Origin of the sequence: Enhygromyxa salina (genome assembly GCF_002994615.1) — a bacterium.
GTDB lineage: Bacteria > Myxococcota_A > Polyangia > Nannocystales > Nannocystaceae > Plesiocystis > Plesiocystis salina_A.
Map to the genome: position 1 here is coordinate 80,236 of NZ_PVNK01000242.1, position 15,399 is coordinate 95,634.

The 15,399-nt window shown below is 69.0% G+C and carries 7 protein-coding genes; 3 read left to right on the plus strand and 4 right to left on the minus strand.

Annotated features, from left to right (window positions below):
- Positions 1-250: 250 nt before the first annotated feature.
- Positions 251-2,527 carry a serine/threonine-protein kinase gene (locus ENSA5_RS28035; RefSeq protein WP_106394784.1) on the minus strand — a complete coding sequence of 759 codons (2,277 nt, stop codon included), beginning with the start codon at positions 2,525-2,527 and terminating at the stop codon, positions 251-253.
- 2 nt (positions 2,528-2,529) lie between these two features.
- Positions 2,530-3,594: a PEGA domain-containing protein gene (locus ENSA5_RS28040; protein WP_106394785.1), complete on the minus strand. Its 1,065-nt coding sequence runs from the start codon at positions 3,592-3,594 to the stop codon at positions 2,530-2,532.
- Positions 3,595-3,837: 243 nt separating this feature from the next.
- Here ENSA5_RS28040 and ENSA5_RS28045 point away from each other — a divergent pair, with 243 nt between their 5' ends.
- The 3 genes from ENSA5_RS28045 (at position 3,838) to ENSA5_RS28055 (ending at position 7,692) form a co-directional block, all read left to right on the plus strand.
- On the plus strand, positions 3,838-5,334 hold the full coding sequence (locus ENSA5_RS28045; RefSeq protein WP_106394786.1) for an aldehyde dehydrogenase family protein: 1,497 nt from the start codon (positions 3,838-3,840) through the stop codon (positions 5,332-5,334).
- Entirely contained in the window at positions 5,334-5,711 is a 378-nt protein-coding gene (locus tag ENSA5_RS28050; RefSeq protein ID WP_106394787.1) for a DUF779 domain-containing protein, read from the plus strand. The genes ENSA5_RS28045 and ENSA5_RS28050 overlap by 1 nt, the downstream gene beginning before the upstream one ends.
- Before the next feature lie 331 nt (positions 5,712-6,042).
- Positions 6,043-7,692, plus strand: a complete 1,650-nt coding sequence (locus tag ENSA5_RS28055; protein WP_106394788.1) for a Glu/Leu/Phe/Val dehydrogenase dimerization domain-containing protein — start codon at positions 6,043-6,045, stop codon at positions 7,690-7,692.
- On the opposite strand, the gene ENSA5_RS28060 is transcribed toward ENSA5_RS28055, so the two are convergent.
- Both ENSA5_RS28060 and ENSA5_RS28065 read right to left on the minus strand, forming a co-directional pair.
- The gene (locus tag ENSA5_RS28060; protein ID WP_106394789.1) at positions 7,655-10,828 is read right to left on the minus strand and encodes a response regulator; all 3,174 of its coding nucleotides are present in this window, start codon (positions 10,826-10,828) and stop codon (positions 7,655-7,657) included. The genes ENSA5_RS28055 and ENSA5_RS28060 overlap by 38 nt on opposite strands.
- Positions 10,829-11,388: 560 nt before the next feature.
- The gene (locus ENSA5_RS28065; protein WP_106394790.1) at positions 11,389-15,399 is read right to left on the minus strand and encodes a zinc metalloprotease; all 4,011 of its coding nucleotides are present in this window, start codon (positions 15,397-15,399) and stop codon (positions 11,389-11,391) included.

Genomic DNA, 15,399 nt, shown 5'->3' on the forward strand with positions numbered 1-15,399 from the left:
GGCCCGGTGCCGGTCTCGGTCCCTGTACCTGTGTCCGTCCCCGTATCGGCCCCGGTCTCTGAGTCTGTCCCTGTCCCTGTCCCTGTGTCGGTCTCGGTCCCTGTCCCGGTGTCGGTCTCGGTCCCTGTCCCTGTCCCTGTCCCTGTCGCGGTCCCGCTCTCTTGATTGTCGTTGGGGTCGACGAATTGCGGGTTGGCCTCGACGAGGCACCTCACGAACATGAGGGCACACAACGAGTAGTAGCGAGGCTTCACTTCGACCCTACCCGCTTCTCGAGCAGACTCAGCCGTTGACCGGCCTGCGAGTGACCGAGGCCCTTTGCCTTTTGATAGTGCTTGCGGGCGCAGCCGTAATCCATGATCTTCGTGCACGAGTCTCCCACGAACATATGTAGATCTTTGCGCTTGGGCCGGAGCCTGACCGCGCGTCGAGCGAACTCCAGCGCCTGGCGGTAGTCGCTGCGGTCGAAGTAGATGTGGTGGAGGCCGACGAGGGCGGCGACATTCCTCGAGTTGCGCGCGAGGACCTGGCGAAACAAGCGCTCGGCTTCGTCGTTGCGGCCGGCCTCGTAGGCGGCCTGGGCTGCCTCGACGGCCGCCTTGTTCGAGGACTTGTGCTTCCTCGACGGTCCAGACGAGTGGCTTGGGCCCGCGTCATTGAGCTGGCCCGCCCCGGGCTCACCGTCCCCGAGCTCGACGTCCGCGGCGAGCTCGGCGTCCGCGAGCTCGCCGTCGGTGGCCTCGCTGACCTCGACATCAAACGCATCGACCGGGAGCTCGGGCGGCTCGGCCACCGCCCGCGGCCCGAGGGTGGCAGCGACCTCGCGGACGAGCTCGTCGGGCAGCTCGGCGCCGAGCGTGTCGAACAGGCGATCGACCTCGGCTGAGGTGCGGCCCTGCTGGCGGCGGGCTCGCTTGACGGCGGCCAACTTCTCATAGCGAAGCTTCTCATCACCTTCGGCCAGGGCCACCAGGGGCTCGGTGGCCACGAGCTCGTGGGGCTCGAACTCGCCGACCGCCGCGCGCTCGCGCAGCTTGAGCAGCGAGGCCTCGGACAGGGCCACGCGCTGTTTGACGCGCTCGTGGTCACCGAACATCAGCGCCTGAACATAGAACTCCCAGGCGAACTCGCGCCCGCCCTCGCGATCCCAGTAGTTGTCGCCGAGCCCGAGGAGCGTGTCAGCGAACTCGTCGCGCAGCGTCGCGCCGGTCTGCTCGACGCCGACGAGCTGCAGGCTCTCGAGCTCGAGCACGACTCGGTAGGCGGTCTCGGCCTCGGGGTCGGCGACCGTCGGGTAGACCCAGCGCGCGTGCGCGGCGGCTTCGCGCGCGCGCTCGCTCAAGCCCTCGATCTCGCGCTGGACCTCAGCGACGGTCTCGGCCTCGGCGCGCAGGTGATTGCGCCAGCCCAGGGCCAGGGCGACGCCGAACAGTGCCAGCAAGGCGACGCCAACGATCGTTCGGCGTCGTGCGGCGATCCGCTCGAACCCCCGCATCGTCGCCAGGCCCTCTTCGAGGCGCTGGGTCCGTTTTTCGTCGGTGAGGATCGGCGCCGGGAGCTCGTCCCAGGCGGTGCGAAGGCCCAGCTCGAGCTGGAGCTCGATCAACGCGGCCTCGAGCTCGGCCGCGGATGGGTAGCGCAGCTCCGGATCCTTGGACATGCCTCGCAAGATGATCTTGTCGAGACCCGACGGGAGCCCGCCCTCGACCAGCTCCGAAGGTGGCCGCGGTGGCGTGATGACGTGGCTCGTTCGCATGGCGTCCACGTCGGTGGTCTGAAACGGCAGGTGCCCGCTGGCGAGCTCGTAGAGCGTCACGCACAGCGAGTAGATGTCGGCGCGCTCGTCGGCGGTGATGCCCTGGCACTGCTCCGGAGACATGTAGGCCGGGGTCCCGCCGTTGTTGCCATGCCGGGGCCCTTCGGCCAGCGCGGCGAGGCCGAAGTCGACGAGCTTGACCTGCTCGCGCCCGCGCGCGTCGGTGCTGACCATGACGTTCTCGGGCTTGACGTCCCGATGCACGAACCCGGCCTCGTGGGCGTCGTGGAGGCCCTTGCAGATCTGACGCGCGAGCCCGAGCAGACGCGGCAGCGCCAGCGGTCCCTCGTCGCGCCCGATCGCGCAGAGGCTGACCCCGTCGACGAGCTCCATCAGGTACATCAAGCGCCCGTCGGACAGCTCCTTGAAGTCGAAGATCTCGACGATCCACGGCGAGCCGATCTGGCTGATCGTCCGAGCCTCCTCGCGAAAGCGACGCATGCTCCTGAAGCTCTGGCTGAGGCTGAGCAGCTTGACGGCGTAGCGACGCTCGATGTCGAGGTGGCGAACCTCGAAGACCACGCCCATGCCCCCCTGCCCGAGCCAGCGGACGATGCTGAGCCGGGTCTCGGGGATCACGCTGCCGGGCGCGAGCTTGGGCAGGAGCCAGTCGTCACGGGTCGCAGGGCCGGGCTTCGCCGGAGCTCCGGGGATCGGATCGGGGCGCGTCTTGGTGTACGCGACGAGGGTCTTGACCTCTTCGCCGCGCATGCTCAGAACCTCCCCCGCCAGGTCAGACCCGCGCTGACCTGCCCGCGCTGGGCCCAGACGACCAGACCGACCCCGGTCGCGAACATCGCTGCGCCGCCGGCCGCCAACCCCACGCCAAGGTTGCGCGTGGTGTAGGAGAAGCGACAGGTACCGTTGACATCGATGTTGATGCCCGTGCAGCGACCCGGCCAATCCTTGCCGTGCATCGCGATCAACGCCGTCCCAGCGATACCAAGCGCAACGCCCAGGCTCAGGCTCGTCCACCCCGGCCACGCCGGTCGGCCGCGACCGAGCTTCGGCACCAGCACGAAGTCCTCGCGCTCGTCGAGGCCGCCGACAATTTGCAAGGTGCGCTCCTCGGACTCGTAGCCGCCAAAGCGAACCTCCACGTGGTGCTCGCCCGGGACCAACTCCCCGATCCACGGGCTCCGCCCCGCGGCCCGGCCGTCGATCCGGACCTGGGCGCCGTCGGGATCGGTGTTGATCTGGACCCGGCTGGGGGACTTGTCGAGCACGGCCAGCCGCGTGCACAAGGTGTCGAGATCGGTGGCGAGCTGCTCCTCGAGCTCGGCGACGCTGCACAGCTCACAGGTGCTGGCGAGGGTCAGCGGCGCGTCGAGGCGAGGATCGCTGACGACCCAGTCGAGCGAGTAGACTCGGCTGGTTCCGCCGATCCGCGCGCTCAGGCTGGCTTCGTCTGCGGCGCAGTCCTCGACACACGGCGGCGGCTCGCAGGCCATGCCCAACATCCGCCCGAAGTCGTCAGCCAACGCCGCCTGCTCGCGCTTTGGGATGCCATCTTCAAAGCTCAGTCCAGCGGCGGCGTCGACCGGAGCTGCCGGTTGGAGCACGAGCAAGGACAGCGCGACGACACCGAGCGATGTTGCGCTCACTGAGTCGGCCTCCTGACCGCTTCGCTGGTGCTCCTGAGGGGATTCATGGCCGGGTCGAGACAGGTACTTTCGCAACGTGTTCGGGCAGACGCCGCTGATGTCCGCGAGCGCGGCGAGCTTGGCCACGGTCAGCTGCTCGTCGAGGTGGGCCTTGGCGTACTCGACGGCGGCCACCAGCGGATCGAACCGGCCGCGAGCGCTCGATCTGCGTCAGAGGCTCTCGAAGGTGGGTCCGCAATTGCGCGGCGGGTGGTGTAGACGAGGGCATCTCAACGCTGGCAGGATCACACGATTTTTAGCGAGCGCTGTGAGAGACTCACGCGTCGACCTGCAAATAAGAGTGAATCACCACCAAACCCTCCACCGCAAGGCAAACCCGTCGAGCGGCCCCCCCCCACACCACGGAGCGATGCACCGATGATCTACGAACGACCCGAGCTAAAATCCCGCTACGAAAACTTCATCAATGGCGAGTACGTGGCCCCCGTCGAGGGCCGCTACTTCGAGAACCCGTCCCCGATCGACGGCAAGACCTTCTGCGAGATCCCGCGCTCCGGCGCCGCCGACGTCGAGCGCGCGCTCGACGCTGCGCACGCAGCCGCGAAGACCTGGACCAAGACCTCCGTCGCCGAGCGCAGCAAGATGCTCCTCGACATCGCCCAGATCACCGAGGACAACCTCGAGTACCTCGCCCGCGTCGAGACCGTCGACAACGGCAAGCCGATCCGCGAGACCCTGGCCGCCGACCTCCCCCTCGTCGTCGACCACTTCCGCTACTTCGCCGCGGCCATCCGCGCGCAGGAGGGCGGGATCTCGGAGCACGACGCCAACACCGTGTCGATCAACCTGCCCGAGCCGCTCGGCGTCGTCGCCCAGATCATCCCGTGGAACTTCCCCCTGCTGATGGCCGCGTGGAAGCTCGCCCCGGCGCTCGCCGCCGGCAACTGCGTGATCCTCAAGCCGGCCGAGCAGACGCCGGTCGGGATCATGGCCTGGGTCGAGCTCGTCAAGGATCGGATCCCCCCGGGCGTCCTCAACATCATCCATGGCTTCGGGCCCGAGGCCGGCAAGCCGCTGGCCCAAAGCGAGCGCATCGCCAAGGTCGCGTTCACCGGTGAGACCACCACCGGCCGGCTGATCATGCAGTACGCGTCCGAGAACATCATCCCGGTCACGCTCGAGCTCGGCGGCAAGAGCCCCAACCTGTTCTTCTCGAGCGTCATGGATCACGACGACGCGTTCTTCGACAAGTGCCTCGAGGGCGCCGCGATGTTCGCCCTCAACCAGGGCGAGGTCTGCACCTGCCCGAGCCGGGTGCTCGTCCAGGACGCGATCGCCGGGAAGTTCATCGATCGCTTCGTCGACCGGGTCAGCAAGATCAAGGTCGGCAACCCGCTCGACTCCGAGACCATGGTCGGCGCCCAGGCCTCCAACGACCAGTACGAGAAGATCCAAAACTACCTGAAGATCGGCGCGCAAGAGGGCGCCGAGGTCCTGATCGGCGGCGGCGTCTACGAGGGCGACGCGCCCGAGGGCGGCTACTACATCCAACCGACCGTGTTCCGCGGGACCAACCGGATGCGCGTGTTCCAGGAGGAGATCTTCGGCCCGGTCACCAGCCTGACCACCTTCGCCGACGAGGCCGACGCGGTCGAGATCGCCAACGACACGCTCTACGGGCTCGGCGCGGGCGTGTGGACCCGCGACGCCCACGAGCTCTACCGCGTGCCGCGGGCGATCCAGGCCGGGCGCGTGTGGGTCAACTGCTACCACCTCTACCCCGCCCACGCGGCCTTCGGCGGCTACAAGAAGTCGGGCATCGGCCGCGAGAACCACAAGATGATGCTCGACCACTACCAGCAGACCAAGAACCTGCTGATCAGCTACGACAAGAACGCCCTGGGATTCTTCTAATGTCGACCCCACGCGTGCTCGTCACCGACGCCGCCAAGGCCGTCATCGATCAGCTCCGCGAACAGCACGGCCCCCTGATGTTCCACCAGTCCGGGGGCTGCTGCGACGGATCCCAGCCGATGTGCTTCGCGCTCGGCGAATTCCGCCTCGGCCGCTCCGACGTCAAGCTCGGCGAGATCCACGGCTGCCCGTTTTACATGGACAAGCGCCAGTTCGAGACCTGGGAGCACACTCAGCTGACCGTCGACATCAAGCCCGGGCGCGGCTCGAGCTTCTCGCTCGAGATCCCGCTCGGGCTGCGCTTCCTGATCGAGAGCCGGATGTTCGACGAAGGTGAGCTCGCCGAGCTCTCCCCCGTCGAGCCCGTCGACGCCTGAGCCCCCCAGGGTGGAAGGATGACGTGGGGCTGGGGCCTGTCCCTGCTGCCGTGCGCATCGGGGTCAGGCCGAGGGCGTACAGCTCGAAGGGCTCGGCGCTGAGCTCGCTGTCGCTTGCGAAGTCGACGCTCGTTCTGGGCGCGCCGTGCCCGGGACTGCGGTGAGCGGGTCCGGGTCGCGCCGGGTCCTGCGCCGAGCGCCACCCAGTCGAGCTGCCGGACACAGCGAGAGCCCCAGGACCGCCCGGGTCGCTACGAGAGTCGACCTCGCGCGGCCGGTCGCAGCGCCCGACCGGGGTCGCGCTATTGTGCAAGCTCCAGCGGAGGTGACCATGGCGGAGGCCGGCATCCGTGTCCTGCTCATCGAGGACGATCCCGTTCATGTCGCGCTCGTCGAAGGCCTGCTCGGCGCCGAGCCGCGCCTCAACGCCGAGGTCGAGACGGTCGGCCGGCTCGACACGGGCTTGGCCCGGATCCGCGAGCGCCGCCCCGACATCCTGCTCCTCGACCTCAACCTCCCCGACAGCACGCGCCTCGACACCTTCTATCGGGTCCGGGCGGCCGACCCCAGCCTCCCCGTCGTGGTCCAGACCGCGGTCGACGACCTGTCCCTGGCGATGAAGGCGGTCGACGCCGGGGCCCAGGACTACCTGATGAAAGACCGCATCAATCATCAGACCCTGGCGCGGTCGATCCGCTACGTGCTCGAGCGCTCGCGGGCCCGATCGGGCGAGTGGGACTCGCCGATGTTTCGCCTCGCGCAACAGCAGCTGCTCAAGGCCGCGCAGGTCATGGACCTCGACGACAATGTCCGCCAGCGGCTGCTGTTCCCCCAGCGCAGCCAGGTCGCGGCCCTGTCCTTTCGCCGCGAACGCTACGGCCAGGTCGAGACCGTGTTCGGCTACCGCGTCCAGCACGTGCTGACCATGGGCCCGACCAAGGGCGGGATTCGTTACCACCCCGACGTCGACCTCGGCGAGGTCTCGGCCCTGGCGATGTGGATGACCTGGAAGTGCGCGCTGGTCCGGCTGCCCTTCGGCGGGGCGAAGGGGGGCGTTCGCATCGATCCCGCCCGCTTCTCCCGGACCGAGCTCCAACGGGTCACGCGACGCTACACCTCGGAATTCATCGCCATGCTCGGTCCAGACAAGGACATCCCGGCCCCCGATCTCGGGACCGACGAGCAGATCATGGCCTGGATCCTCGACACCTACAGCCAGCAGGCGGGCTACACGGTCCCGGCCGTGGTCACGGGCAAGCCCGTCGAACACTTCGGCTCGCTCGGCCGCAAGGAGGCCACGGGCCGCGGGCTGGTCGATGTCGTCGAAGCGGCCGCGAACCACCTCGCGCTCGATCTGACCAAGGCCACGGCCGTCGTTCAGGGCTTCGGCAACGTCGGGCGCCACGCGGCGCAGCTGCTCGCCGAGGCGGGGGTCCGCGTGGTCGGGGTCAGCGACGCGAGCACGGGCCTCCACGATCCCAAGGGTCTCGACCTCGCGGCGGTCACGGCCTGGGTCGATGACCACGGCCTGCTCGACGGCTACCCCGACGCCGACCGGCTGACCAACGCCGAGCTGCTCGAGCTGCCCTGCGATATCCTGGCGCCCTGCGCGATCCAAAACCAAATCACGGCCGCCAACGCCAGCCGGATCTGCTGTCGGATCCTCGCCGAAGGCGCCAACGGACCGACCTCGCTCGAAGCTGACGAGATCCTGGCCGAGCGCGACGTGTTCGTGATCCCCGACATCCTGTGCAACGCCGGGGGCGTGACGGTCTCGTACTTCGAGTGGGTTCAGGGCATGCAAAACCTGATGTGGAGCCTCGACGAGATCAATCGCCGGCTGCGGGAGCTCCTCGTCCACGGGTTCGACCGCATGACCGCGCGAGCACAGGCCCTGGGCGTCGACAACCGCACGGCGGCGCTGGTCGAGGGGGTCGAGCGGGTCACTCGCGCGAAGCTGGCCCGGGGTCTGTTTCCTTGACCGGGGCCTCGAGCCGAGCCTCGAGTTCGGCCTCGAGCTGCGAGAACAGGGCTCGAAGCTGCGCCCAGTCCGAGGCGATGGTTTCGAGCTGGCCCCGCTCGCCAGCGAGCTCGAGGCGACGGGCGAGCTCGGCGACCCGCTCACTACCGAGCGCGCCCGCAGCCCCCTTGCAGCGATGAGCCACGGCTCGCAACGCGGCCGCGTCTTCGGCCTCGACGGCTTGGCCGAGCCCCTCGCGCAGCGTGGGCAGCTGCTCGAGGAACACGGTCGCGACCCGGAGCATCATCGCTTCACTGCCCCCGAGCCGTTCGACGGAGCGCTGCCAGTCGACCAGCGGCGCGGGTGAGGGGGCCGAGGCTGGCGTTGGCTCGGGTCCGGGCGAGCTCGGCGAAGCCGCGTCCCGGACCCGGCCGAGGGCATCGGCGAGCTGTGCACCGGTGACCGGCTTCGCGACGTAGTCGTCCATGCCGGCCGCGAGGCACCGCTCACGATCACCGGACATGGCTTGCGCGGTCATGGCAATGATCGCCACATGCCCGCCGGTCTCACGCTCGCCCTCGCGGATCGCCCGCGTCGCCTCGAGGCCGCCCATCCTCGGCATGCGCAGGTCCATGAGCACGACGTCGAAGCGCTCGTGGTCCGCGAACACGCGCTCGAGCGCAGCCCGGCCATCGGCGACGGTCGTGACCTCGTGGCCGCGCTGCTCGAGCAGGGTCCGGGCGACCGTCTGATTGACGGGATCATCTTCGGCCACGAGCACACGCAGCGGTCGCGCGCCGGGCTCTCGCGCCGGCGCCAGACGGGGCGCACTGACGCCGAGCTCGCGCTCGATCGCGCGCAGGAGATCGGACTGCTTGACCGGCTTGGTCAAGAATCGGGCGACGCCGAGCGCCTGGGCTTCGGCGACCTCGCCGCCCAGCCCGCCCGACGACAGCAGGATCAGGCTGGTCGCGCGCAAGCGCGGATCGTCGCGGACCTGTCGCGCGACCTCGAGGCCGGTGATGCCGGGCATCTGCGAGTCGAGCAGGACCACGCGAAAGTCCCGACCGACGGCCGCCGCCGCCCGCAGACATTCGAGCGCCTCGGGCCCCGAGGTCGCCGTGGTCGGGTGCGCGCGCCAGGTCGAGAGCAGCCCGGCGAGGACCCGGCGGTTGGTGTCGTTGTCGTCGACGACGAGGATCGGCAGGTCACGCATGAGGTTGCGCAGCGGGCCGGGGGTCGCCGCGGCTTCGTCGACGCCGAACTCGGCGCTGAACCAAAACCGACTGCCGTGACCGAGCTCGCTGTCGAGCTCCAGCTTGCCGCCCATGATCGCAACGATCTCGCTCGAGATTGCGAGGCCGAGGCCGGTCCCGCCGGCACGCCTCGGCACGCTCCGGCCGGCCTGCTCAAAGGCTTCGAAGATCCGCTTGCGGTCGTCCACGGGGATGCCGACGCCCGTGTCGCGGACCTCGAAGCGCAGGCGCACGCGGTCCTCGTGCTGTCCGACCATGTCGATGCAAACCACGACCTCACCGACATCCGTGAACTTCACGGCGTTGTCGACGAGGTTGAGGATCACCTGGCGAAGGCGGATCGGGTCGCCGATGAGCCCGTCGGGAACCTCGGGCAGGATGCTCTGGACCAGCTCGAGGCCCTTGCCCGCCGCCCTGACGCCGAGGGTCTGGAGCGCGTCACCAAGGGTCTCGCGCAGGCTGAAGCTGGTCTGCTCGAGCTCGAGGCGCCCGGCTTCGACCTTGGATAGATCGAGGATCCCATTGATCAGGTGCAAGAGGGTCTCGGTCGACTGGCGGATGGTCTCGACATAGTCGCGCTGCTGACCGCTGAGCTCCATGCCCGCGAGCAGCTCGGTCATCCCGAGGATCCCGTTCATCGGGGTCCGGATCTCGTGGCTCATGTTGGCGAGGAACTCACTCTTGGCCCGGTTGGCCTGGTCGGCCTCGTCCTTGGCCTGGCGCAGCGCCTCGCCAGCGAGCGCGAGCTCGTCGGCCTGGCGCTTGCGCTCGGTGATGTCCTCGGAGACCCCGAGCAGGAAGGCCGGCCGGCCTTCCTCGTCGAAGATCGGGTCCTTGATCGTGTGCAGGACCCGCGGGCCCCGGTCCGTGTCGATGATCTCCTCGGGGATGTCGACCACGACCCCGCCCTCGATCACCTCGCGGTCCCTGGCCACGAATAGGTCGGCCTGAGCGGCCGGGAACAGATCGTGGTCACGGCTTCCGATCAGCGCCTCTCGGTCCAGGCCCGTGAGCTGCTCGCCGGCGCGGTTGAACAGCACGAAGCGACCGGTCTTGACCTCCTTGACGAAGACCATGAGCGGGATGCCCTCGACGATGTCGTGCAAGAAGCGCTCGGACCGACGCAGCTCGGCTTGCTTGGCCTCGAGCTCGTCCTTGCGCTGGCGCAGCTCCTCCTCCATGCGCTTGCGGAACATGAAGTCCGGAACGTGGACCGAGCCCGGCCGGGGGCGATGCGCTTCGCGGGCGAGCAGGCCCTCGATGTGCGCGTCGATGCGATCCGGCGGGGCCATCACGAACTGACAGGCCTCGTCACCCTTGGCCCGACAGCGCAGCTCGGCGGCGACCAGCGGCATCCCGAGCGCGGACTCGCACCAGCCCGAGGAGTAGCCGGCGTTCATGATGCACACCGGCAACTCGGTGCTCACGCCCGCGCGGATCCACGCGTCAGCCTCGAAGCTGTTGTGGTGTTCGAAGAGTTTCATGAAGGAGTCGTCGGCGACGACCCTCGAGCGCGGATCGACGCTCACCCGCGCCCAGCCCGAGTGCGCGAAGTGGGCCGGGCCTGCGGCGACCTTGGCGAGCGGATCCTCGACGCCGCTGCGCTCGGCGTAGCTGAGGGCGTCGGCCTTGCCGATCCCGTGGGCGAGGTCGAACAGGATGTTGCGGGCGAAGTCGTCGGCCTCGGCCTCACGGCCTTCGCCGTAGAGCCCGCGAACCATGCCGAAGAACTCGACGGAGAGCGACGCCGCGCGGACCAACACGTAGCGCTCGCCCGCGATCTCGATGGTGCCCTCCGCGTTGCTCACGCCCTTGTCCCGAAACAGCTCGGAGACCAGGCGCTCGGCCTCCGCGAACACGGGGCCTAGCGGATCGGGGACGTCGGCGAACTTCGTACCCATGGCGGCCTTCGTGATAGGCGAAACCAGCGACGCCGACAAAGCCAGGCGCGACAAAGGCGGCGATGCTGGCGCTCAACCAATCCAGCCGCGCCCCCAACCAGTATGCTGGACCCGCGGCGACGCTGCACAGAGCGCCCTGGCGAGGGCCCTCGCTCGCCGACCGCGCACCGAACGCGTTGCTGTTCACATCCGGGGGCAAGATCCATCGGGGCTTGCGGTGAGGCCAGATGAAGCAGGCTTGGGGTGGCGCGACGTACGCCCCGCGCTGCGAAGTCCTGCAAGGCTGGACCGACAAGGCGGAGGTAGGCGGCGCGAGCGGGGCATGGCAGCGGCTCGACGAGTGCCGACCTCGCCCTCGACCACCTCGCTTCGCAAGGTTGGCGCTCGAGCCCGTCCCCGCCCTACGTGGGGCATTCTTCGATCCGAAGCCAAATTTGATCCTCGAAAATGATCGTGCCCATCTCGAACCAGCCAACCCAAAATAGGTCTGGCAAAGAGTATTTTGTCTTATCGGGCTCGACCCCGAGCACAAAGATTATTTGGGGTGCTCTCTCCAGCCCTCAGCGCACGGTCGGGTCGTTCCAGGAGAAGCCCACGCCGTTGACGGGGTCCTCGTCAGGCGGCATGTGCCGCGGCTTGTAACAGCTGAGGCTACCCGGCGGGCACCACTCGAGGTCGGTCTCGACCGCGCTGACGAGCGTCACGTGCTTGGTCTTGGCCAGGGCGAACACGTGCATCTTGGTGGGTGCGCGTCCGCGGCGGCCCGCGAGGTTGACGTTGTACTCGGCCTCGAGCTCCCACGGCAGCTCTTCGGCCACGCCGATCAGGCACGGCGCGCTGTGGGTCCAGACGCACAAATAGGCGGTGAACTTGGTCCGCAACCACACGCGATCGATGTCGAAGTGGCCGAGGGTCGGGGGGTGGATGTCCCACCCCTGACTGGGCGCGTCCTCGGCCTGGATCCAGCAGTGCGCGCCGATCGGCTTGGTCTTTGCGTGGAGGCTCAGGGCGTCTTGGGCGTTGGGCTGGGCCACGGTCAAGACCCCGTGGCGCGCGGTCCAGTGGGTCATCACGCCAGCGGGTGCGCTCTTGTCGACGACCGGCGCGGTGTCGCTCGGCTGGGGATTCAAGCGCGCATAGGCAGCGCCCCCGGCGTCGCGCTGCAGGGGTATGGAGCGCAAGGTCCAGGTGTCGCCGCTGCCGTCGGTGGTGATGTAGCTGGCGCCGGTCGAGTCGCTGCGGATGTTGTTGATCCAGCCGGCCGAGACCTTGTCGAGGCCGCGCCTGCCGTCGACGCCGCCGCCGATCAGCCGGATCTTGGTCTGAAGTCGGACCGGAGCTGATTCGTTGCCCCCCTGGCTGCCGAGCACGATGTCGCCGTGGTTGAGCCAGCAGCCGCCCGGGTGCTTGGTGAACTTGTGCTTGCTCTCGAGCCGCTCGACCTTGAGCAGGACCAGGTTCAAGCACAGAAACTCGGCGGTGTCGTCGAACGCGGCCCCGCCCGCGACGTCGACGCTGGCCTTGACGTGGAAGGTGCCGGTCGCGTCGGTCTCGACCTCGAGAAACTCGTTGTTGGGCCCGCTTTCGTGAATCGTCGGGAGCGGGCGCTGGGACGCGGCCTGCACCTGGGCGTGATCATCGGGCGCGCGCTCGATGTGCCACACGTAGCGCGAGCCAGCGGGCATCCGCGCCGTGGCCTCGAGCCGCAGCGGGCCACAGACCCCCTCACGCTGGGCGTCGACCAGCGGTGGACGGCGATCGGCGGTCGCCGACAACAGCACGACGGGCGCGTTGGCGGTGAGATCGGTCGTGTCTGCGCCCTCGACCGTGGGCCGCGTCGGGAGGTTGAGCGTGGTGCTGTCGTTGAGCTGCCGCACGGTCCGCGGCGGGGTGACCGGGAGCGTCGCCGTGAGCGTGACCATCTCGAACTCGCGCTTGTTGCCCGTGTCGACGTTGGACATCTTGACCAGCTCCGCGTCGGCGTTTGCGGCCTCGGCCTCGCCGTGCACCGACCACCCCATCAGCCGGACCATGCACATCCCGCAAAAGTGCTGCGACGAGACGTGATAGTTCATGATGCAGTTGTCGTGCTCATTGTCCGGGACCGCGATGTGGACCGCCGGCTTGGCGCCCTGCTCGTGGGGTGAGTGGGGCAAGAACAGCGCGTGGCCGAGCTCGTGGGCCGCGACCAGGTCGAGGGCCTTGAGCCCGCCCCCACCGAGCGCGGGGTCATCCTGGAGGTACGCGTAGGCGCAGGTCTCGGTCGCGATCGAAGAATTGGTCCCGCCCGCCCGCGACTCCCCCGCGTGGGTCGCCATCTGCTGGAACAGGAAGAAGAACACGCCCTTGTCTGCGGCGTGGTTCGCGGCGACGTACTCGCGCATGACCCGGGTCGAGATGCCCTTGCTGACCTGGCTGTAGCTTTGCTGGCTCAAGCCCACGGCACACAGCGGATTGAGCGCGTCCTCGACGGTCTGGCGGTCGGCGGGCGCGTTCATGCGCTGGACCGCGACGACGTTGAGCGCGATGTTGCCGCGAACCACCGTGAGGTTGGGCCCCGGCGCGAGGTGCTGGCCGAGCGCGTGGTGGACGTAGATCGTGTAGCCAGGCCCGACCTGCTCGCGGTGGATGACGAAGCCCCGGGTGTGGGTGCCCGGGTGCTCGACCGGCTCGCCAGGCCTGAGGCTGTGGTCGTTGACGGCGCCCGTGACCTGGACCTGCCACACGCCCGTAGCCGCCAGCGCGCTCACGTGGGCCGGGGCGTTGAGCGGATCACCAAATTGGACGCAGTCGGGCCCGGCCTGGTCGGCGCCGAGCATGGTCCCGAACCACACCTTGTTTTGGTAGGTCATGTAGTCGGTCACGCCGAGGAAGAACGAGTCCTCCCAGCTCCCGACGTTGACGGTCGCGGGCGGGGCCATCTCCAGCTCGATCCGCGCCTCCTCGAAGATGCCCTCGACCGTGGCCGTGTTGACGTTGCCCACGGTCCCGTCGGCCCGGTAGATCCAGGCGTTGACTCGGCGCCAGATCTCGAACACCCCGCTCGACGCCTGCGGCAGCGCCGAGGCCCGCAAGTTCGGGCCGGTCTCGTCGTAGGGGAAGTCGCGGGTCAGGAGGTAGACCGAGATCCGGTAGCGGTCGCCTGCGATGCGCGAGGGCTGGAACATCACGCCGGTCGAGCCCGCCGCGACCCCGGACTTGCGGGGCTTGCTGCGCCCGGCCCAGCGACGCGCGGGACAGTCCAAGACCTCGAAGGGCGGCTCGTTGGGCAGCAGCGCCGCGGTCGCAGCCGTGTAGTTGGCCGCGGCCTCGGTCGGGAACACCCGCGCCGCGCCCCGGCCTCGCTTGCCGCCGTGCTGACGGTGGCAATTGTTCGAGCCCTCGGGCGCCTCGCCGGCCTCGGCCTCGACCTCGACGAGGTGATCGAGGGCGTGGGTCAGGTAGTCGCGGGTGCGCTGGGGCGCGGCGCCAGCCCACGTGGTGACCTTGTTGGCCGGGTCGTCCTCCCAGTCCCACAAGAACTCGGCCGCGCCCAGGGCCCAGGGGGCGGCCGTGGCCTGAGTCACCACCCCGTCGGAGCGCAGCAGCGTGATCGCGGCCTGGACCGGGATCAACGGCCCGTCGCCCCACATCTGCTTGTAGCTGCGAAACGGCAGATCCGTGCCTGACTGCCCGTCGAGGTTGGTCGTGAACAGGTTGCTGTCGAGGGTCAGGCGGTGGTCGGCGGTGTCGAGCTCGACGCCCGCGACGACCGCGTTGGCCTTGAGCTCTTGGAGCAGCGCGACCTCGTAGGCGCGGACGTCGGCCTGGAAGCGCGCGTCGACGTCGTTGCGAGCGAGCGGGATCACGGCCTCGTCGCCCCACTCGAGCCGGATCGAGTCGACGAGCAGCTCGAAGTAGGTCCAGGCCTCGCCGAGCTTCGTCCACGCCCTGCGCTTGGGCTTGACGCTGAGCTTGAGCTTGTAGGGCGAGCTGGCCACGTCGACGACCTGACCGTCGACCCGGGCGTCGACCGCGGCGAGGCGCCCGTCCCAGACCAGGTCGTCGTTCTGGAGGCGCACGGGCCCGTTGGCGTCGCGGGGCTCGAGCCGACGGTTGGCCGAGCTGTAGTCGAGCGCGACGCTGAGCAGCGGGTTTGGATCGCCGATCCGAAACACCTCGAGCGTGGCCTCTCGGATCCGCGTGGGCTTGTGGAGGACGTACTTGATCGTGCAGACCTCGCCGCCGACGCCGAGGTTGGCGGCGCTCGGATCACCGGGCACGAAGTGAAGGCGCCCAGGCGCCGCGCTCGCGAGCTGGGCGTGCGCGCGGTCCCATTCGTAATAGCCGTGCTGCTTGGCCCGGACCGGAGAGTAGCTGGTCGAGCGCTGGGGGCCGATCTCGAGCCAGACCTCCCGGACGCCGCAGTAGCGCCGGGCGACGCGATTTCGCGCGACGTCCTGGGTGTCGGCGCTGCGCTGGGCCGCGATCTTCTGGCGGGCGCGGAGCCGATCTTGGCGCGCGTGGGAGTCGCAGACGGGCGCGTCGGTGAACGCGTCGTAGTCGATATCCGGCGGGTAGGTGATCGGCAT